This is a genomic window from Micromonospora citrea, from assembly GCF_049629545.1.
Lineage (GTDB): Bacteria > Actinomycetota > Actinomycetes > Mycobacteriales > Micromonosporaceae > Micromonospora > Micromonospora citrea_A.
The window spans coordinates 211,941-229,727 of record NZ_JBNADX010000005.1 but is presented as its reverse complement, the minus strand read 5'-3'; the positions used below and the strand labels follow the sequence as shown (position 1 = coordinate 229,727).

19 protein-coding genes are annotated in these 17,787 nt (G+C 74.9%); 5 read left to right on the top strand and 14 right to left on the bottom strand.

The window, feature by feature from the left end; genetic code table 11:
- Nucleotides 1–258 precede the first annotated feature (258 nt).
- Nucleotides 259–999 (top strand): DUF4142 domain-containing protein, encoded by a 741-nt coding sequence (locus ACPFP2_RS08985; RefSeq protein ID WP_424087885.1) that lies wholly within the window; start codon nucleotides 259–261, stop codon nucleotides 997–999.
- A 67-nt stretch (nucleotides 1,000–1,066) separates the two neighbouring features.
- Here the strand turns inward: ACPFP2_RS08985 and ACPFP2_RS08980 are convergent, their stop codons facing one another.
- From ACPFP2_RS08980 to ACPFP2_RS08925, 12 genes are all read right to left on the bottom strand, one after another.
- Nucleotides 1,067–1,321: a hypothetical protein gene (locus tag ACPFP2_RS08980; RefSeq protein ID WP_424087884.1), complete on the bottom strand. Its 255-nt coding sequence runs from the start codon at nucleotides 1,319–1,321 to the stop codon at nucleotides 1,067–1,069.
- Between the two features lie 16 nt (nucleotides 1,322–1,337).
- A complete protein-coding gene (tsaD, locus tag ACPFP2_RS08975; protein ID WP_424087882.1) occupies nucleotides 1,338–2,384 on the bottom strand; it encodes a tRNA (adenosine(37)-N6)-threonylcarbamoyltransferase complex transferase subunit TsaD in 1,047 nt (348 codons plus the stop codon).
- Entirely contained in the window at nucleotides 2,384–2,848 is a 465-nt protein-coding gene (gene rimI / locus ACPFP2_RS08970; RefSeq protein ID WP_424088032.1) for a ribosomal protein S18-alanine N-acetyltransferase, read from the bottom strand. Before rimI ends, tsaD begins: the two co-directional genes overlap by 1 nt.
- Nucleotides 2,849–2,909: 61 nt before the next feature.
- Nucleotides 2,910–3,587 carry a tRNA (adenosine(37)-N6)-threonylcarbamoyltransferase complex dimerization subunit type 1 TsaB gene (gene tsaB / locus ACPFP2_RS08965; RefSeq protein WP_424087880.1) on the bottom strand — a complete coding sequence of 226 codons (678 nt, stop codon included), beginning with the start codon at nucleotides 3,585–3,587 and terminating at the stop codon, nucleotides 2,910–2,912.
- 217 nt (nucleotides 3,588–3,804) lie between these two features.
- Entirely contained in the window at nucleotides 3,805–4,656 is an 852-nt protein-coding gene (locus ACPFP2_RS08960; RefSeq protein WP_424087878.1) for a maleylpyruvate isomerase family mycothiol-dependent enzyme, read from the bottom strand.
- A gap of 73 nt (nucleotides 4,657–4,729) precedes the next feature.
- Complete coding sequence (gene ung / locus ACPFP2_RS08955) at nucleotides 4,730–5,431, bottom strand: uracil-DNA glycosylase (protein ID WP_424087877.1); 702 nt, start codon at nucleotides 5,429–5,431, stop codon at nucleotides 4,730–4,732.
- Nucleotides 5,432–5,484: 53 nt separating this feature from the next.
- Nucleotides 5,485–5,973, bottom strand: a complete 489-nt coding sequence (gene tsaE / locus ACPFP2_RS08950; protein ID WP_424087876.1) for a tRNA (adenosine(37)-N6)-threonylcarbamoyltransferase complex ATPase subunit type 1 TsaE — start codon at nucleotides 5,971–5,973, stop codon at nucleotides 5,485–5,487.
- The gene (locus tag ACPFP2_RS08945) at nucleotides 5,970–7,052 is read right to left on the bottom strand and encodes an alpha/beta fold hydrolase (RefSeq protein ID WP_424087874.1); all 1,083 of its coding nucleotides are present in this window, start codon (nucleotides 7,050–7,052) and stop codon (nucleotides 5,970–5,972) included. The genes tsaE and ACPFP2_RS08945 overlap by 4 nt, the downstream gene beginning before the upstream one ends.
- A complete protein-coding gene (gene alr, locus ACPFP2_RS08940; protein WP_424087872.1) occupies nucleotides 7,049–8,167 on the bottom strand; it encodes an alanine racemase in 1,119 nt (372 codons plus the stop codon). The genes ACPFP2_RS08945 and alr overlap by 4 nt, the downstream gene beginning before the upstream one ends.
- 45 nt (nucleotides 8,168–8,212) lie before the next feature.
- Nucleotides 8,213–8,551, bottom strand: a complete 339-nt coding sequence (locus tag ACPFP2_RS08935; protein WP_424087870.1) for a PepSY domain-containing protein — start codon at nucleotides 8,549–8,551, stop codon at nucleotides 8,213–8,215.
- A gap of 86 nt (nucleotides 8,552–8,637) precedes the next feature.
- Nucleotides 8,638–10,110, bottom strand: a complete 1,473-nt coding sequence (locus ACPFP2_RS08930; protein ID WP_424087869.1) for an NAD(P)H-hydrate dehydratase — start codon at nucleotides 10,108–10,110, stop codon at nucleotides 8,638–8,640.
- Between the two features lie 51 nt (nucleotides 10,111–10,161).
- Nucleotides 10,162–10,530 carry a holo-ACP synthase gene (locus ACPFP2_RS08925; protein WP_424087867.1) on the bottom strand — a complete coding sequence of 123 codons (369 nt, stop codon included), beginning with the start codon at nucleotides 10,528–10,530 and terminating at the stop codon, nucleotides 10,162–10,164.
- A 186-nt stretch (nucleotides 10,531–10,716) separates the two neighbouring features.
- Here ACPFP2_RS08925 and ACPFP2_RS08920 point away from each other — a divergent pair, with 186 nt between their 5' ends.
- Nucleotides 10,717–10,998: a hypothetical protein gene (locus tag ACPFP2_RS08920; protein WP_424087865.1), complete on the top strand. Its 282-nt coding sequence runs from the start codon at nucleotides 10,717–10,719 to the stop codon at nucleotides 10,996–10,998.
- Nucleotides 10,995–12,638: an alpha/beta hydrolase gene (locus ACPFP2_RS08915; protein ID WP_424087863.1), complete on the top strand. Its 1,644-nt coding sequence runs from the start codon at nucleotides 10,995–10,997 to the stop codon at nucleotides 12,636–12,638. The genes ACPFP2_RS08920 and ACPFP2_RS08915 overlap by 4 nt, the downstream gene beginning before the upstream one ends.
- Nucleotides 12,639–12,715: 77 nt before the next feature.
- On the opposite strand, the gene glmS is transcribed toward ACPFP2_RS08915, so the two are convergent.
- Nucleotides 12,716–14,629 carry a glutamine--fructose-6-phosphate transaminase (isomerizing) gene (gene glmS, locus ACPFP2_RS08910; protein WP_424087862.1) on the bottom strand — a complete coding sequence of 638 codons (1,914 nt, stop codon included), beginning with the start codon at nucleotides 14,627–14,629 and terminating at the stop codon, nucleotides 12,716–12,718.
- A 239-nt stretch (nucleotides 14,630–14,868) separates the two neighbouring features.
- On the opposite strand from glmS, the gene ACPFP2_RS08905 reads away from it, so the two are divergent.
- Nucleotides 14,869–15,945: an MmpS family transport accessory protein gene (locus tag ACPFP2_RS08905; RefSeq protein WP_424087860.1), complete on the top strand. Its 1,077-nt coding sequence runs from the start codon at nucleotides 14,869–14,871 to the stop codon at nucleotides 15,943–15,945.
- A 31-nt stretch (nucleotides 15,946–15,976) separates the two neighbouring features.
- Nucleotides 15,977–17,212 (top strand): pyridoxal phosphate-dependent aminotransferase, encoded by a 1,236-nt coding sequence (locus ACPFP2_RS08900; protein ID WP_424087858.1) that lies wholly within the window; start codon nucleotides 15,977–15,979, stop codon nucleotides 17,210–17,212.
- A 55-nt stretch (nucleotides 17,213–17,267) separates the two neighbouring features.
- Here the strand turns inward: ACPFP2_RS08900 and ACPFP2_RS08895 are convergent, their stop codons facing one another.
- Complete coding sequence (locus ACPFP2_RS08895) at nucleotides 17,268–17,768, bottom strand: hypothetical protein (RefSeq protein WP_424087856.1); 501 nt, start codon at nucleotides 17,766–17,768, stop codon at nucleotides 17,268–17,270.
- Between the last annotated feature and the right edge of the window lie 19 nt (nucleotides 17,769–17,787).

The following is a 17,787-nucleotide window of genomic DNA, read 5'->3' as shown; positions in this document are numbered from 1 at the left end:
CCGCTGTTTCGGGAATGACCCCGGTCTGCGCTGAAGACGCTGATCACTGCGCCGGGGCTACCGTCAATCAGAGTCCATCGGCCGGTGGCCGACAACCCAACGAATCCGCGGAAGTCGTGGATGGAGTGGCCCGGTCATGCGGGCAACTGAATCGGTGAACTGATCGGGCCGGTGATCCGTACCAGAGGGCGGACGGGCAGCCGGCGGATGCGCTGCCCGACGTCACGCGTACGGCCCGGACCGAGGAGGCACCGCAGTATGGCACCGCTGGAATCCGCACGTCGTCGGCGAGGGCACCGGACCCACCGGGTGGCGGTGCTGCTCGTAACGTTCCTGGCCGGGCTGGTGGCCCTGCCCGGAGCAGCCACGGCCGCTCCGGCCGCGCAACTCAACGCCGCCGACATGACGCTGCTCAACGGCGTCCGGTTGGCCGGCCTGTGGGAGATGCCGGCCGGTCAGATGGCCGCCGAGAAGGGACAGTCGGCCCGGGTCCGCGAGATCGGGGCGGAGATCGCCCGGCAGCACGAGCAGCTCGACCTGCTCGTCGTCGAGGCCGCCAACAAGCTCGGCACCATCCTCCCCTCGGACGCCACCGCCGAGCAGAAGGGGTGGCTGGCCGAGATGCAGGAGGCCAGAGGCGCGCAGTTCGACCAGATCTTCGTGACCCGGCTCCGGGTGGCGCACGGCAAGATCTTCCCGGTGATCGGCGCGGTCCGCGCCGCCACCCGTGACGCCACCGTCCGCAAGCTCGCCGACCAGACCAACAAGTTCGTCACCGACCACATGCTGATGCTGGAGAGCACCGGGCTGGTCCGCTGGCAGCAGATGCCCCCGGCCGCCATGCCGCCCGCGCAGAGCGACTCACTGATCGCCGCCGCCCAGGCCGGCACGCCCGCCCGCCCCGCGGCCAGCGTCGGCACCACCGTCGTCTGGGTGGTCTTCCTGGTCGCGCTCGGCGTCGGCGGTTACACCACCTGGCGCATCCTGCGCCGCAGCTGATCGCAACGACAGGCGGGTGAGGGGCCGGGCGCGCGACGCTCCCGGCCCCTCACCCGTGCCGTCTCTCTCAGCGGTCGACCTGGGTGAAGTCCCAGGAGTGCGGCGGACGGGCCACCAGCATCGCCGGCGGGTCCGGCAGCGCACGGGGACTGCTCCGCCACTTCGAGATCACCACCACCCGGTGGTCGGTGGAGGAGAAGACCTCGCTGGACAGGTGCAGCGGGTCGTGCTCCAGCTCCGGCAGCGCGGTCTCACAGACCCAGGTGATCAGGTCGGTGAAGCCGTACGGCTCCGCGCGGGCCTCCCACATCCGGACGATCACGTCGGCCACCCCTCCGTCACACGCTGACCGTGGTCAGCGGCAGGGCCGAGTCGGCGGGCAGGTCCAGCCGGCTCGGCGCCACCCCGGCGGCGACCAGGTGCGAGCCGAGCGCCGCGACCATCGCGCCGTTGTCGGTGCAGAGCTTCGGCCGGGGTACGCGCACCCGGATGCCGTGCTTCGCCGCCCGGTGCTCGGCCATCGCCCGCAGGCGCGAGTTGGCCGCCACTCCCCCACCGATCACCAGCGTGCCGATCCCGTGGGCCCGGCCGGCATCGACGGCCTTGGCCGTGAGCACGTCGCAGACCGCCTCCTGGAACGAGGCCGCGACGTCGGCCAGCGGCACCGACTCGCCGGCCCGCTGCCGGGCCTCCACCCAGCGGGCCACCGCCGTCTTCAGGCCGGAGAAGGAGAAGTCGTAGCGGTGCGCGGCGAGGTCCTTGGCGGCGGTCAGCCCACGCGGGAACCCGATCGCCGCCGGGTCGCCGGCCCGGGCCTCCCGGTCGATGTACGGCCCACCGGGGAACGGCAGCCCGAGCAGCCGGGCCACCTTGTCGAACGCCTCGCCAGCAGCGTCGTCGATGGTGGCGCCGAGCGGGGTGACCCCGCGCGCCAGGTCGTCGACGAGCAGCAGCGAGGAGTGCCCGCCGGAGACCAGCATGGCGATCGCCGGCTCCGGCAGCGGGCCGTGCTCCAGGGTGTCCACGGCGACGTGCGCGGCGAGGTGGTTCACCCCGTACACGGGCTTCTCGGCGGCGAGCGCGTAGCCCTTCGCGGCGGCCACGCCGACCAGCAGCGCGCCGGCCAGCCCGGGGCCGGAGGTGACGGCGATCGCGTCGATGTCGGCGATCGTCACCCCCGCCTCGGCGAGCGCCCGGTCCATGGTCGGCACGATCGCCTCCAGGTGGGCCCGGCTGGCCACCTCGGGCACCACCCCGCCGAACCGGGCGTGCTGCTCGACGCTGGAGGCGAGCGCGTCGGCCAGCAGGGTGTGCCCGCGCACGATCCCGACGCCGGTCTCGTCGCAGGAGGTCTCGATGCCCAGGACCAGGGGTTCGTCAGCCATCAGTCGTCCGTCCCGTACGCGGTCGGCGGGGCGACGCGCCGCATCACCAGCGCGTCGGTGTTGCTCGGTTGGTAGTAGCCGCGACGCACACCGATCGGCTCGAAGCCGTACGCCGCGTAGAGCTTCTGGGCGGGGGCGTTGTCGGCCGCCACCTCCAGCAGGACGGCCCGTACGCCCTGGCGGGCCGCCTCGGCGAGCAGGTCCTCCAGCAGCGCGCGACCGACGCCGCGCCGCTGGGCGTCCCGCCGGACGGCGATGTTCTGCACCCACGCCTCGTCCGGCTGGACGGTCAGCCCCGCGTAGCCGAGCACCGACCCGTCGGCGTCCGTGGCCACCCGGTAGAAGTGCCCGCTGCCCAGCTCGTTCCAGAACATCGCCGGGGACCACTGCTCGGCGCCGAAGAGGTCCGCCTCGATCGGCAGCACCTCGTCGATGTGCCACCAGCGGAAGCGGCCCAGGCGCACCTGGCCGGTCACGGCGTGACCTCGGTTCGCGGGGCTCGCAGGACCGGCTCACTCCTCGCGCTCACGGGAGGACCGGCTTGTGGGCGGTCGCCGCCACGGCGTCCGGGCGGCGCAGGTAGAGCGGGGTGAGCGCCTCGCCGGGGGCACCGGCCCGGATCCGCTCGGCGGCCAGCACGGCCAGCGCGGTCGCGTCCGGGTAGCGCGGCTCCGCCCGCAGCGGCAGGCCGAGGACGTCGGCGTACCGGTGCGCGCCGTCGCCCACCGCGACGGTGACGGCCAGGTCGCGGGCCCGGTCGGCGGCGACCGCCGGAGCGTCCACGTTCGGCCCGGCGATTCGCTGGCCCGCGCCGTCGTAGACCGCCCAGTAGACCTCCCGGCGGCGGGCGTCGGTGGCGGCCAGGACCGGCTCGCCGGCGGCCACCGGATGCCCGAGGCCGTCCAGCGAGCAGACGCCGTACGTGGGGATGCCGAGCACCTGGCCCATGGTGGCGGCGGTGACCAGCCCGACCCGCAGCCCGGTGAACGGGCCGGGGCCGAGACCGGCGACGATCGCGGTCAGGTCCCGGGGCCGGGCGTCGGCGTCGGCGAGCACGGCGTCCACCTGCGGAGCGAGCAGTTCGCCGTGGGCGCGGGCGTCGACCGTGCAGCGGTGCGCCCGCGACGCGACGCCCTCCGCCGAGACCTCCACCAGCGCGGCCGTCACCGCGGGCGTCGAGGAGTCCACCACCAGTACGAGCACGATTGACCAGCCTAGCCGCCCCTGCCGTCACCCCCGGTGACGCCCCACCCGCCTTCCCCGCCGCCCCCGCCCCGCCCCCGCCTCCGCGATCTTGCACTTGTGGCCCCGTCATAAGCGACGAAAGCCGCAGAACGGAGGCCCAAACTGCAAGATCGCCGGGGCGGGGCGGGGGCGGGGGCGGGGTGGGGGTGGGGGTGAGGGGGGCACGGTTGCCGGGTCAGCTCGGGGTGCGGAACTTTCGGCGGAAGGCGGGCAGCAGCCAGGGCCGCCGCCCGGAGACGCGCACCCGACCGGTGAGCACCGCCCGCGCCTGGCTGACCCGACCGAACATCATCAGGTTGAAAGTGCCCGGGTCGTGGTGGACCCGGACGTCGGGCCGGGCGTCCGGCGGGGCGAACGAGACCAGCCCCCGGTGCAGCATCAGCCGGACCGGGTCGATGTACGCGTTGCGGAACTCGACCACGATCCGCCGGTCGCTGGGCGGCGCGCCGCCGTCCTGGAGCCGGCCGTAACCGTGCCGCACGACGCCGGCCAGGAACAGTTCGAGGAACAGGGCGGCGTCGCGGCCCGGCAACGACCAGCGCCGTCCGGTGGCCCTGGCGAGGTCGTGGCCGTGGATCAGCAGCTCGTTGACCAGGTGGGCGCAGAGCCCGGCGAGCGGCACCCGGGCCCCGCCGAGCCAGGGCACCGTCTCCTCCGCGTCCCGGTCGGCGCAACTGGCCAGCAGGTGCCCGACGTCGGCCCGCAGCCGGGCGAGCAGCACGACCGGGTCACGCTCGGTGAAGTGCCGGAGGATCACGTCGTTGAAGTCGGCGACCGTGTCGACGGTGACCCCGGGGAGGTAGTCGTCGAACCCCTCCACCGGCAGCGGCGGGTACTCCGGATCGGCCAGGTGCGCGTAGAGCCAGGCCAGGGAGACCACGTGCGCCAGCATGTCGGCCATCGACCAGTCGGCCGTGCACATGGTGTCGGGTCGGCAGGACTCGACCAGACCGGCGAAACGCTCGGTCTGGTCGGCCAGCGCCGTCCGCGCCGCGTTCCACTGCTCGGTGGTGACCGTCGCCGCCATGCGTCCTCCCCTGGTCGCCATGCCGCCGGCCACAGGCTACATCGGACGGTCACACCGTGGTGACCCCACGCAGTCAGCCGGCGGAGCGTTCCCAGTCCACAGTGGGCAGCCCCGCGTCGGCGAGCGCCTTGTTGGCCGCGCTGAACGGCCGGCTGCCGAGGAAGCCGCGCGGGTTCATCGGGCTCGGGTGCCCGGCCTCCAGCACCACGTGCGCCGGGTTGGTGACCAGGGCGGCCTTCTTGCGGGCGTACCCGCCCCAGAGCAGGAACACGACCCGCTCGTCGCGGGCGTCGAGGGCCCGGATGGTGGCGTCGGTGAACTCCTCCCAACCGGAGTTGGCGTGCGAGCCCGGGGTGGCCTGCCGGACGGTGAGCACCGAGTTGAGCAGCAACACGCCCTGCGCCGCCCAGCCGTCGAGGTTGCCGCTGCGCGGCTTCGGCACGCCCAGGTCCTCGCCGAGCTCCTTGAAGACGTTGCGCAGCGACGGCGGCACCGCCACTCCCTCGCGCACGCTGAAGCTCAGCCCGTGCGCCTGCCCCGCCCTGTGGTACGGATCCTGCCCGAGGATCAGCACCCGGCACTGCTCCGGCCCGCAGAGCCGGTAGGCGGAGAAGAGGTCCTCCAGCGGCGGGAAGACGGTCCGGGTGGCGTACTCCCGGGCGACGAACGCGGCCAGCGCGGCGGTGCGGGCCGGGTCGAGGTGCGGGGTGAGCACGGCACGCCACGCCTCCGGCAGCAGCGCCAGCAGGTCGAGGGTGGGGGCGTCGTCGGGCATCGGCAACCTTTCGCAGTCGTCCCGGGCACTCTAGGCAGCGGGTACGACAGCGCTCAGCGCAGGGCGTCCAGGCGGCTCGCCCAGTCGCCCCCGACCGGCTCCAACCCCACCACCCGGGTGTCGTCCTCGCGCCGGTCGATGCGGACCCGCAGGTGGGCGTCGACCAACTGCTCCACCAGCCCCTCGCCCCACTCGACCACGGTCACCGAGTCGTCCACCGAGGCGTCCAGGTCGAGGTCGTCGATCTCGGCACGCGGGTCGGCCGCGCCACCCAGCCGGTACGCGTCGGCGTGCACCAGCGCCACGCCCCGCCGCCGGGCCGGGTCGGGCCGGTGCACCCGGGCGATCACGAAGGTCGGCGAGGTGATGTCGCCGAGCACCCCCAGCCCGGCGCCGATGCCCTGGGTCAGCGCGGTCTTCCCGGCCCCCAGCGGGCCGGTGAGCAGGAGCAGGTCGCCCGCGCGCAGCAGGTCGGCCAGCCGGCGGCCGAACGCGTGCGTCTCCTCGACCGTCGACAGCGTGACGGTCACGCTCGCGCTCACAGACCCTCCAGGAACTCGGTCAGCGCCGCGTTGACCTCGTCGGCATGCTCCAGCATCACCACGTGCCCACTGTCGTTGATCTTGACGTACCGGGCGTGCGGCAGCCGGCGCACGATCTCCTCCGAGTGGGTCACCGGCGTGATCATGTCCTTGTCCCCCACCACCACCAGCACCGGCGTGCCGCTCAACGCGGCCAGCGCCGGGAACCGGGAGTGGCTGGCGAGGGTACGCAGGTAGCGGGTCACCGTGTCCGCCGACGTGCGGGAGTTCATCCGCTCGACGTACGACACCAGGGCCGGGCTGGGCCGGCGGGTGCCGAACCCGTACCTGCGGGTGAGCAGCCAGGCCACGTTGGACGTGGACTGCCGCGCCTTGTCGATCGCCGTGCCGCCGTACCGGGCGGCGTTGCTCATCATGTAGAGCACCGGCGAGCCGACCCGGCCCAGCAGCGCCGGCGCGACCAGCCTGGTCTCCGCGAGCAGGCCGCCCGAGGTGGCCATCAGCACGGTGCCCACCACCCGGTCGCCGAACATCTCCGGGTACAGCTCGGCGAAGGCCATGATCGTCATTCCGCCCATCGAGTGGCCGACCAGCACCAGCGGCCCCTCCGGGGTGGTCCGGTCGATCACCCGGCGCAGGGTATGCCCCAACGCCTCCAGGTCGTACTCGCCGGACTCCAGCCGGCCGGAGCGGCCGTGCCCCGGCTGGTCGTACGCGACGATCCGGTGCTCGCCCCGCTCGGCGAGCATCTTGCGCTGGAAGTGGAACGTCCCCATGTCCAGGCAGAAGCCGTGCACCAGCACCACCGTCGGGCGTCCCGGCGCGGACCGGGTCGGCTCGACCACCTCCACGTGGATGTCGGTGCCGTCCTCCAGCTCCAGCCGGAACGAGTCGTCGTACCGCTGCTCGCCGAAGGCCTCCCCGGCGTACCGGTCGGTGGGGTCGGCCTTGAGCCGGCGGACCAACGCGCGCTCGGTGGCGACACCGGCCGCGAGGCCGGCGGCGGCGACACCGACGGTCGCCAACGCACCGGCCACCTTCCCGGCGGCGGTACGCGGCCGGGGCACCCGGAAGTTCACGGCCGCTCACCGTCGTAGACCCGGGGCACCCGGACCCCGCCGAACCGGGTGACGATCTCGTAGTTGATGGTGCCGACCGCGTCGGCCCAGTCGTCGGCGGTGGGCTCGCCGTCGACGCCGCTGCCGAAGAGGGTCGCCACGTCCCCGGCGGCCACCTCGTCCGTGCCGCAGTCCAGCACGAACTGGTCCATGCAGACCCGGCCGGAGATGGTGCGCCGCCGACCGGCGAGCTGCACCGGGCCGACGTTGGAGGCGTGCCGGGGCACTCCGTCGGCGTAACCGAGCGGCACCACGGCCAGGTTCGTCTCGTCCTCGGTGGTGTAGGTGTGCCCGTACGAGACGCCGGTGCCGGCCGGGACCCGCTTGGTGATCATGACCCGGGCCCGGGCGGTCATCGCCGGGCGCAGCCCGAAGCGCTCCCCGGCGATCGGCGACAGCCCGTAGACGGCGATGCCGGGGCGGACCAGGTCGAAGTGGGTGTCCGGGCGGGTCAGCGTGGCGGCGGAGTTGGCCAGGTGCCGGTAGCGCGGGCGCAGCCCGGCCCGCTCGACCATGGCCAGGCCCTCGTGGAAGACCGCGAGCTGGCGGTCGGTGGTGGGGTGGCCGGGCGAGTCCGCGTACACGAAGTGGCTCCACACACCGACCACCTCGACCAGACCGTCGGCCTGGGCCTTCGCGGCGGCCTCCAGCAGGGTCGGCCAGTCGGCGACGGTCGCCCCGCCCCGGGACAGGCCGGTGTCGATCTTCAGGTGCAGCCGGGCCGGGCGGTCCGCGACCCGGCCCGCCTCGACCATCTCGTCGAGCTGCGGCAGGCTGGCCGCGGCGAGGTCCACCCCGGCCGCGACCCCCTCGTGCAGCGGCAGCCCCGGGTCGAGCAGCCAGGCCAGCACCGGGGCGGTTATCCCCGCCCGGCGCAGGGTCAACGCCTCGTCCAGGGTGCAGACACCGAGCCAGTCCGCCCCGGAGTCCAGCGCGGCGCGGGCCGAGGGGACCATGCCGTGGCCGTACCCGTCGCCCTTCACCACCGCCATCAGCTCGGCGCTGGTGCCCGCCCGGAGCCGGGCCACGTTGTCACGGATCGCGTCGAGATCGACGCGCACCTGGGACTGCCACATACGCCCAGCCTACTTGCGCCGGTGATCACCCGGCCCGCTCCCGGCTCAGCGGGTGAGCACCGTCCCGTCGACCGCGTCGACGTCGACCTCGCCGACCCGCGCCCCACGCAGTTTCATCTCCCAGATCGGCCGGCCGCCCTCCTCGTCCAGCTCCGCCCGGGTCACCTGGCCCCCGAACCGGGCGACGACGATCTCCGCCGCCCGCACGGCGTTCACCGGACGGGGGCCGAAGCGCGCGTCCAGCTCCGGGTCGATCCGCAGCTCGAAGGCCGGCCCGCCGGGCGGGGTGGCGACCCGGTCCCGGCCGTCCTTGGCCGAGGCGATGGCGGTACCGGCGGCCAGCATGCCGCCCACGGCGACGACCAGCAGAACGGCCTTGCGCATGGTTCCTCCTCGTGGAACACGTGCGGCCGGCAGCGTCCGGCGACGCGCCGCACGCCGGGGAGTACGGCCCCGGGCGGCGGGGCGGTTCAATCCAGCAGCGGCGCGATGACCGGGCGCAGCGCGGCCGCCACGTCCGGCGCGGTCACCGGGCCGCGCCGGGCCGCCTCCCGACCGGCCAGCCCGTGCAGGTACGCGGCGGTGGCCGCCGCCCGCTCCGGGGCCAGCCCGGCGGCGAGCAGCGAGCCGAGCAGCCCGGCCAGCACGTCGCCGGTGCCCCCGGTGGCCAGCGCGGGGCTGCCGGTGGGGTTGACGTACGCCCGACCGTCCGGCGTGCCGACCACCGTGCGGTCCCCCTTGAGCAGGACCGTCGCGTTCATCCAGGCCGCCAGCCGCAGCACGGCGGCGACCCGGTCGGCGCCCGGCTCCTCGCCGCAGAGCCGGGTGAACTCGCGGTCGTGCGGGGTGACCACGATCGGGGCGTCCCGGTCGCGCAGCCGGTCGGCGAGCGAGCCGTCCACCAGCAGGGTGAGCGCGTCGGCGTCGAGCACCACCGGCACCGGGGCGGCCAGCACCGCCCGCAGCTCGGCGGCGGCCTGCTCGCCGGTGCCGAGGCCGGAGCCGCACACCCAGGCCTGGACCCGTCCGGCGCCGGCGACCCGGTCGGTGGCGATCACCGACGGGTGCCGGCGGACCACGTCGGAGCGCGCGCCCCCGGCGTACCGGACCAGGCCGGTCGGGCCGGCGAGCGCGCCGCCCACCGAGAGCACGGCCGCCCCCGGGTACGTCCGTGAGCCGGTGGCCACCCCGACCACGCCCCGGCTGTACTTCTCCGAGGACGGGCCGAGTCGCGGCCACCAGTCGACCACGTCCGACCACTCGGTGACGTGCAGCGCGGGGGTGCCGCGCAGCCACGGCCCGAGCCCGATGTCGACCAGCTCGACCTGCCCGGCGAGCGGGGCGGCCGGGCCCACCACCAGCGCCGGTTTCCACGCGCCGAAGGCGACCGTCACGTCGGCGCGGACCGCGGCGGGCCGCCCGGAGGCGGCCAGCGGCACGTGACCGGTGTCGACCGCGACGCCGCTCGGCACGTCCACCGCCACCACGGTGGCCCGGTCGCCGTCGCGCCCGCAGTACCGCACCAGGCTCGCCGCCAACTGCTCGGCGGTCTCCCGCAGCCCGCCGGTGCCGCCGATCCCGACGATCCCGTCCAGCACCAGGTCGACGACGGCCGGTGGCCGGTCGACCAGCCGGCCGCCGGCGGCACGCAGCGCGGCGAGCCCTTCGGCGTGCGCCCGACCCGGGGTGACCGGCAGCGCGGAGACGGCGGCGCCGCGACGGGCCAGGTGCGCGCCCGCGTACAGGGTGTCGCCGCCGTTGTCGCCGGACCCGACCAGCAGCAGGACGTGGGCGCCGTACACCCCGCCCCGGTCGGCGAGCAGCAGCGCGCAGCGGCGGGCCAGGCCGGCGGCGGCCCGCGCCATCAGCGTCCCGGGCGGCAGGGTGCCCATCAGGCCCGCCTCCGCCGCGCGTACGTCCGCGACCCGCCACACCGGTTTCATGCCACCCGTCCCGTCGATCGGCCTGCGGACGGGCCGGGCGGCCCGCCCGTATCAGCGTTCCGCGACCACCATCGCCGAGGCGATCCCGCCGTCGTGGGAGAGCGATAGGTGCCAGCGGTTGATCCCGCGCTCGGTGGCGGCGGCCGCCACGGTGCCGGAGACGGTCAGCCACGGCCGGCCGTCCGGATCGGGCACGATCTCGCAGTCGTGCCAGCTCAACCCGCCGGGCGCGCCCAACGCCTTGGCGACCGCCTCCTTCGCCGCGAACCGGGCGGCCATCGACTCGGTCGAGCGCGGGTTGCCGGAGCCGGTGTAGCGCTCCGCCTCGGTGAAGAGCCGGTCGGCGAGCAGCGGGGTGCGGGCCACGGCTCGGGCGAACCGGTCCACCAGCACGACGTCGATGCCGACCGCGACGATCACGGAACCAGCCTACCGGCGGTGCGGGCCGCAGATTAGCCGCCGGCCACACGACGGGCAACGCCTGTGGACGACCCGGGGGTACGACCACCGCCCGCTGTCCACAGGCCCGCCGGACCGGCGGCGCAGCCGCCTAACGTCGACCCCGGTCGAGGTCACGCGGACGGGGAGGCCTGCGGAGTGGAGCCGTTGGAGGTACGACCGGAGGTGCTGCGCGAGGTGGCCGGCGGGCTCACCGACGAGGCGTACGCGCTGGCGCACGGGGTGGCCGGCGTGCCGGGGCTGGTGGTGCCCGCGCCCGAGTGGCGGGCCGCCGCCGCCCTGGCCCGGCTGGAGTCGGCGGTGCACTCCTGGCACGGCGTGCTCGGCGGTCGGGTGGCGCAGACGGCCGACGCCCTGCGCGCCGCCGTCCGCGCCTACGAGGCGGTGGACGACCGGGCGGCCGGTCGACTCGCCGCGCTGCCCCGGTGACCGGGTACGCGCAGCTCTGGCGGGCCGCCCCGGCGGACTGGAGCAGTGCTGGAGTGGCCTGGCGTGGGCTGGCCGACCCGGTGCGGCGTCGCCGTCGAGGGCTCGCGGCAGGCGTGGGCACGTTGCGTACCGGCTGGTCGGGTGGGGCGGCCGGCGCGGCCGGTGCGCGGCTCGGCGGGCTGCGCGCCGAGCTGGGCGGCCTGCTGCCGGTGCTCATCGAGGCGGACCAGGTGCTCGCCGAGTTCGCGGGCCGGCTGCGGGCGGCGAAGGCCCGGCTGGCCGCGGCGGTGGCGCTGGCGGACCGCAGCGGGGTGCAGATCGACCGGGACGGCGTGGCGAGCGCCGCCCCCGTCCCGGCCCGCCCGAGGTGGACCGGTCCGGAGGCGGGCGGCTTCCCGTCGGGCGTGCCGACCCGGCCGCCGGGCACGGGCGGGCCGGCGGAGGTGGCGCGGGTGGCCGCCGTCGTTCGGGAGGCGCTCGCGCTGGCCGACGCCGCCGACCGGGAGGCCGCCGATCGCCTCGACGAGCTGGCGGCGGCGGGCCGTACCGGCTGGGTTGCCCCGCCACCACCCGGGCGACCGGCGGCCGATGCCGCTCCCGCGCTGGTCCGCGCCTGGTGGGCCGGCCTCACCCCGGCCCAGCGGCGGTGGCTGGTGCTGCACGAGCCGGGCCGGGTCGGTCGCCTGGACGGCGTGCCGGTCACCGCCCGCGACCAGGCCAACCGGCTGCTGCTCGCCGACCGTCGGGACGCCCTCTCGGCCGACCTGCGGGAACTCTCGGCCGGGCCGGGCGATCGGGCCGCGCGGCGCCGGGTCGAGGCTGCGCTGGCCGGACTGGACGGGCTGGCCGGGCGGTTGGCGGTGGCGGGGCCGCCCCGGGCGTACCTGCTGGGGCTGGACGAGCGCGGGGACGGGCGGGCGATCGTCGCGCTGGGCAACCCGGACCGCTCGGCGCAGGTGCTGACGTACGTGCCGGGGATGACCGCCGACCTCGCCGACGCCCCGGGTGAGCTGAGCCGGGCCGCGCGGGTGCTCGCCCGGTGCGCCGGCGTCGCCCCCGACGAGGAGACCGCAGCGGTGCTCTGGCTGGACTACGACGCGCCGGACTTCCTGCACGAGGCGGCCTGGCCGGCCCAGGCGCGGGACGCCGGCCCGGCGCTGCACCACTTCCAGGAGGGGCTGCGGGCCACCCACGAGGGGCCACCGGCCCGGCAGACCGTCCTCGGGCACAGCTACGGCTCGGTGGTGGTGGGCAACGCCGCCCGCGACCACGGGTTGGCCGCCGACGCGCTGGTCTTCGTCGGGTCCCCCGGCGTCGGGGTGGACCGGGCGGAGGCGCTGCGCCTGCCGTCCGGGCAGGTCTGGGCGAGCACCGCGGCGGACGACGTGATCCGGTGGGTGGAGCCGCCGGCGCAGCTCACCGGCCGGGCGGCGCTCGCCACGTCACCGCTGGCCACGGCGGTCTCGCTGCTGCGTCCCGACGACCACGAGCTGTGGTTCGGCCACGACCCGGTCGATCCCGGTTTCGGCGGCCGCACCTTCCCCAGCGCCCGGTACGGCCACACCGGCTACTGGGAGCCCGACAATCCGGCCCTCGACGGCATGGCCCGGATCGTGCTCGGCCGGCCGGTGACCCCGTGACCGCACCACCGGGGAGACGGTCGGGCCCCGCCGGCCGTGGGTACGGCGGGCGGGGCCCGGTGGACGTCGCGGCCGGGCTACTCGACGGTGACCGACTTCGCCAGGTTGCGCGGCTGGTCCACGTCGTGCCCGCGGGCGGCCGCGATCTCGGCGGCGAGCACCTGGAGCGGCACGGTGGTCACCAGCGGGGCGAGCAGCGTCGGCGTCCGCGGCACGTAGATCAGGTGGTCGGCGTAGCGGACCACCGCCTCGTCGCCCTCCTCCGCGATCACGATGGTCCGGGCGCCCCGGGCGCGGACCTCCTGGATGTTGGAGACGACCTTGTCGTGCAGCATGCCCCGACCCACCGGCGACGGCACCACGCAGATCACCGGGGTGCCCTTGTCGATCAGCGCGATCGGGCCGTGCTTCAGCTCACCCGCGGCGAAGCCCTCGGCGTGCATGTACGCCAGCTCCTTGAGCTTCAGCGCGCCCTCCAGGGCCACCGGGTAGCCCACGTGCCGGCCGATGAAGAGCACCGTCGGCTCGGACTTCAGCTCCCGGGCCAGCTCGCGCACCGGCTCGATCCGGGCCAGCAGGTCGCGCAGCTTGCCCGGCATCTCCTGGAGCTGGGCGACCACCGCACCCACCTCGTCGGCGAACTTGATGCCGCGCACCTGGGCCAGGTGCAGGCCGATCAGGTAGCAGGCGACGAGCTGGGTGAGGAACGCCTTGGTCGAGGCGACCGCGATCTCCGGCCCGCCGTGGGTGTAGAGCACCGCGTCGGACTCACGCGGGATGGTGGAGCCGTTGGTGTTGCAGATGGCCAGCACCCGGGCCTTCTGCTCCTTGGCGTGGCGCAGCGCCATCAGGGTGTCCATCGTCTCGCCGGACTGCGAGATCACCACGATCAGCGTGGAACGGTCGAGCACCGGGTCGCGGTAGCGGAACTCGCTGGCCAGCTCGACCTCGCAGGGGATGCGGGTCCAGTGTTCGATGGCGTACTTGGCGACCAGACCGGAGTGGTACGCGGTGCCGCAGGCCACGATGAAGATCTTGTCGACGTCGCGCAGGTCCTGGTCGCTGAGGCGAACCTCGTCGAGGGCGATCTCACCGGTCTCGGTGAGCCGGCCGAGCAGCGTGTCGGCGATCGCCTGCGGCTGCTCCTCGATCTCCTTGAGCATGAACCAGTCGTAGCCGCCCTTCTCCGCGGCGGAGGAGTCCCAGTCGATGTGGAAGTCCTTGCCGGCGGCGGGCTGGCCGTCGAAGTCGGTGATCTCGATGCTCTCTCCGGTGATCAGCACGATCTGGTCCTGGCCCAGCTCGACCGCCTCACGGGTGTGCTCGATGAACGCGGCCACGTCACTGGCGAGGTAGTTCTCCCCCTCGCCCCGCCCGACGACCAGCGGCGAGTTGCGCCGGGCGCCGACCACCGCGCCCGGGATGCCGGCGTCGACGGCGAGCAGCGTGAACGCGCCCTCCAGCCGCCGGCAGACCACCCGCATGGCCGAGGCGAGCAGCTGCGGGCTGTCTGCCTCGCCCGCCGCGCGCAGCTCGGCCAGGGCGTTGGCGAGCAGGTGGGCGGCGCACTCGGTGTCGGTGTCGCTGGTGAACTGGACGCCGTCGGCCTCCAACTCGGCGCGGAGCTTCGCGAAGTTCTCGATGATGCCGTTGTGGATCACCGCGACCCGGCCGTCGGGCGACTGGTGCGGGTGGGCGTTGCGGTCGGTCGGGCCGCCGTGGGTGGCCCAGCGGGTGTGGCCGATGCCGGTGGTGCCGTCACCGATGCCGATCGGGCTGGCGGCACAGGAGGTGGGATCGGCAGCGGCCCGCTCGGACAGCACCTTCTCCAGGTTGGCCAGCTTGCCGGCCTTCTTCTCGGTCAGCAGTTCGTCGTCGCAGACGATGGCCACGCCGGCCGAGTCGTAGCCGCGGTACTCCAGCCGCCGCAGTCCGTCGAGCACGATGCCGAGCGCCGGGCGCGAGCCGGCGTAACCCACGATTCCACACATGGTCCGCAGCCTAACCCAGTTTCGCTCATCTCGCGTGCGCGGAAGCCCGGTAAACAATCACTGAATTTGAGCGATCGGCCAGCCGGGGCCGGCACCCGGACAATCGTCCACGCGCTGCGGCCCGCCGCGCGGGGCAACGGGGTTGCGGGCCCGCTTTCGGTACGACAGTCTCTCGGCGGATCCGGCACGTCCCTGGGACTGCCCCGTCGCCCCATTCCCCCTCCCGTCCCGGAGCAGTCATGTCCGACGCGTCCCCGCCCGCCGGGCCGCCCTCCCCCGACCCGTCCGCCGCGGAGTCGACCAACGGCCCCGGCGCTGCTCCGGCCGACCCCACCGCCGCGCCGCCCACCACGCACCAGTGGGCGCCGCCGGACCCCCTCGCGGCCCCGCAGCCCTGGACCGCGCCGGAGCCGTGGACCTCCCCCACGCCCGCCGAACCGGCCGACCCGGCCCGCTGGGCTCCCCCCACCACGCCGTCCGGCCCCCCGCCGGCCGCCGGCACCGGGGCGGCCCCAACCCACTCTCCCGGCGCGACCAGCGGGGCCGTTGAAGCCTCCGGGACCCCGTCCGCGCCACGACCGAGTGTGTCCACGCCGCCCGGCCTTCCCGCCACCCCGCCCGGCCTCCCGACCGGTCCGCAAGGACCACCCACCGGCCCGTACGCCACCGGGCCCTACGGCGACCCGGCCGGCCCGTACGGCACCCCCGCCGGGTCCACCGGGGCCACGTCGACCGGCTGGCCGCCATCGGCGTACCCACCGCCGTACGCCCACCCCGGCCACCCGTCCGGCGGCTCCTCGGTCGGCGGGCGGCAGGTGGTCGGCATCGTCATCGCGGTCGTCGCCGTGCTCGTCCTCGGCGTCTGCGGCTGCCTGGGAGTGGGCAGCGCGCTGATCGGGCGGTACGACACGGGCCCGGGGCCGGTCGCCGAGGACCCCTACTACGACGATCCGTACCACGACGACGAGGAGGACACCCCCGCCCCGACCTGGACCCCGCCCACGCCCAGCGAGCCGGCGACCGCCGCCGCCACCCCGTCCAGCGGTCGCGGCCGGATCAGCGTGACGTACGAGGTGACCGGGAAGGGCCGGGGAGACATCCGGTACTACGACGCCAACGGCGAGTTCATCCGTCTGGAGGGGGTGCGGCTGCCCTGGCGCGAGAAGATCCGCACCGACGATCCGAGCCGGGTGATGGTGATGGCCTACAGCACCGGCGACGACACCCCGATCGCCTGCTCGGTACGGGTCGGCGACCACCGGCCGGTGACCGACGAGCATGCGATGGGGTACCAGGTGACCTGCACGGGGAGGTGACCGGGCCGGGCCGGGCCGTAGGCTGGCCACCGTGACGACAACTCCCGACGTCGATCCTCTCGTCGCCCGGATGCGTCCCTTCGGGACAACGATCTTCGCCGAGATGTCAGCGCTCGCGGTCCGCACCGGCGCGGTGAACCTCGGGCAGGGCTTCCCGGACAGCGACGGCCCACCGGAGATGCTGGCCGCCGCGGCGGAGGCGCTGCGCACCGGGCAGAACCAGTACCCGCCGGGCCCGGGCATCCCCGCGCTGCGCCGCGCGATCGCGGACCACCAGCGTCGCTTCCACGCCCTGGCGTACGACCCGGACGGCGAGATCGTCGTCACGGCAGGCGCCACCGAGGCCATCGCCGCCAGCATCCTCGCCCTCTGCGAGCCGGGCGACGAGGTGGTCTGCTTCGAGCCGTACTACGACTCGTACGCCGCGTCGATCGCGCTGGCCGGCGCGGTACGGCGGCCCGTGACATTGCGCCCCGGCGCAGCCCACGCCGATGACCGGCTGGCCGGCCGCGCCGGCCGGGACGACGGCCGGTACTCCTTCGACCCGGCGGAGCTGCGCGCCGCGTTCGGGCCGCGGACCCGGCTGGTCCTGTTCAACTCCCCGCACAACCCGACCGGCAAGGTCTTCACCCCCGACGAGCTGGCCCTGGTGGCCGACCTCTGCCGCGAGCACGACGTGTACGCGGTCACCGACGAGGTCTACGAGCACCTGGTCTTCACCGACGCCGCCAGCGGGCACGTGCCCCTGGCGACGCTGCCCGGGATGCGGGAGCGGACGCTGCGCATCTCGTCGGCCGGCAAGACGTTCTCCTGCACCGGCTGGAAGGTGGGTTGGGTGAGCGGCCCGGCGCCCCTGGTGTCGGCGGTGCTGCGGGTCAAGCAGTTCCTCACCTTCGTCAACGCCGCTCCGCTGCAACCGGCGGTCGCCGTGGCGCTGGCCCTGCCGGACAGCTACTTCACCGAATTCCGGGACGACCTGCAACGGCGGCGGGACCTGCTGATGGCGGGCCTGACCGACGCGGGCTTCGACGTGCTCAGCCCGGAGGGGACGTACTTCGTCACCGCCGACGTGAGCGCGCTCGGCGGCCGCGACGGGGTGGACTTCTGTCGGTCGCTGCCGGAGCGCTGCGGCGTGGTCGCCGTCCCCACCCAGGTCTTCTACGACGATCCGGAGGCCGGCCGGCGGCTGGTCCGGTTCGCCTTCTGCAAGCGGCCCGAGGTGCTGTCCGAGGCGGTCACCCGGCTGCGCCGGCTGCCCGCGAGCTGAGTCCCGGCGACCGCCCTGGACTACGGCCGATCGCCGGCCTGCACGGCCGTTCCGCCTAACTCCCGTTCCGCGCGACGGGAGGGATCGTCCTCGGCCCACCCTCGACCCCGAAGCACCAACGAGTGCCCGGTGGCGCGAGTGGCAGGTCGCCGTGGACGAGGTCGATCAGGGCCTGCCCGAGGTCTGCGACCGGCGTGGTGTCCAGGTCGTCGGCGCCCCGCCACAGCACGGTGTCCTCACCGAGGACTCGCCACCGCGTCGCCTCGTCGCGGGTCACCGGGCCACGTTCGCGCAGTCGCCGGCTGGCTTCGGCGACCATCTCCAGCAGTTGCTCCCGTTGCGCGGCGTCGAGGCCGAGGTCCAGGTCGAAGTAGGCGTCGGCTCCGAGCACGGCGTGACGGCGCAGCTCGAACAGCGTGGGCGCGAGCCAGGGGGCACGGCCCGGTTCCGGCGCCTCCTCACCGACCTGAACGGTCTGCGCCAACAGGATGGAGAGGCTGACGTCCCAGGCCCATACGCTGCGATCGCCGAACCCGACAGGCACGGTCCGGCTCAACGACTCTCCTCGTCCTTGT

Bases quoted from the DNA above. Each gene is read 5' to 3' on its own strand.
- ACPFP2_RS08985 (WP_424087885.1), top strand. From the start codon at position 259: ATGGCACCGCTGGAATCCGCACGTCGTCGGCGAGGGCACCGGACCCAC.
- tsaD (WP_424087882.1), bottom strand. From the start codon at position 2,384: ATGGCTGACGAACCCCTGGTCCTGGGCATCGAGACCTCCTGCGACGAG.
- ACPFP2_RS08960 (WP_424087878.1), bottom strand. From the start codon at position 4,656: ATGGCGGCGACGGTCACCACCGAGCAGTGGAACGCGGCGCGGACGGCG.
- ung (WP_424087877.1), bottom strand. From the start codon at position 5,431: ATGCCCGACGACGCCCCCACCCTCGACCTGCTGGCGCTGCTGCCGGAG.
- alr (WP_424087872.1), bottom strand. From the start codon at position 8,167: ATGTGGCAGTCCCAGGTGCGCGTCGATCTCGACGCGATCCGTGACAAC.
- ACPFP2_RS08935 (WP_424087870.1), bottom strand. From the start codon at position 8,551: ATGCGCAAGGCCGTTCTGCTGGTCGTCGCCGTGGGCGGCATGCTGGCC.
- ACPFP2_RS08930 (WP_424087869.1), bottom strand. From the start codon at position 10,110: ATGAAACCGGTGTGGCGGGTCGCGGACGTACGCGCGGCGGAGGCGGGC.
- glmS (WP_424087862.1), bottom strand. From the start codon at position 14,629: ATGTGTGGAATCGTGGGTTACGCCGGCTCGCGCCCGGCGCTCGGCATC.
- ACPFP2_RS08905 (WP_424087860.1), top strand. From the start codon at position 14,869: ATGTCCGACGCGTCCCCGCCCGCCGGGCCGCCCTCCCCCGACCCGTCC.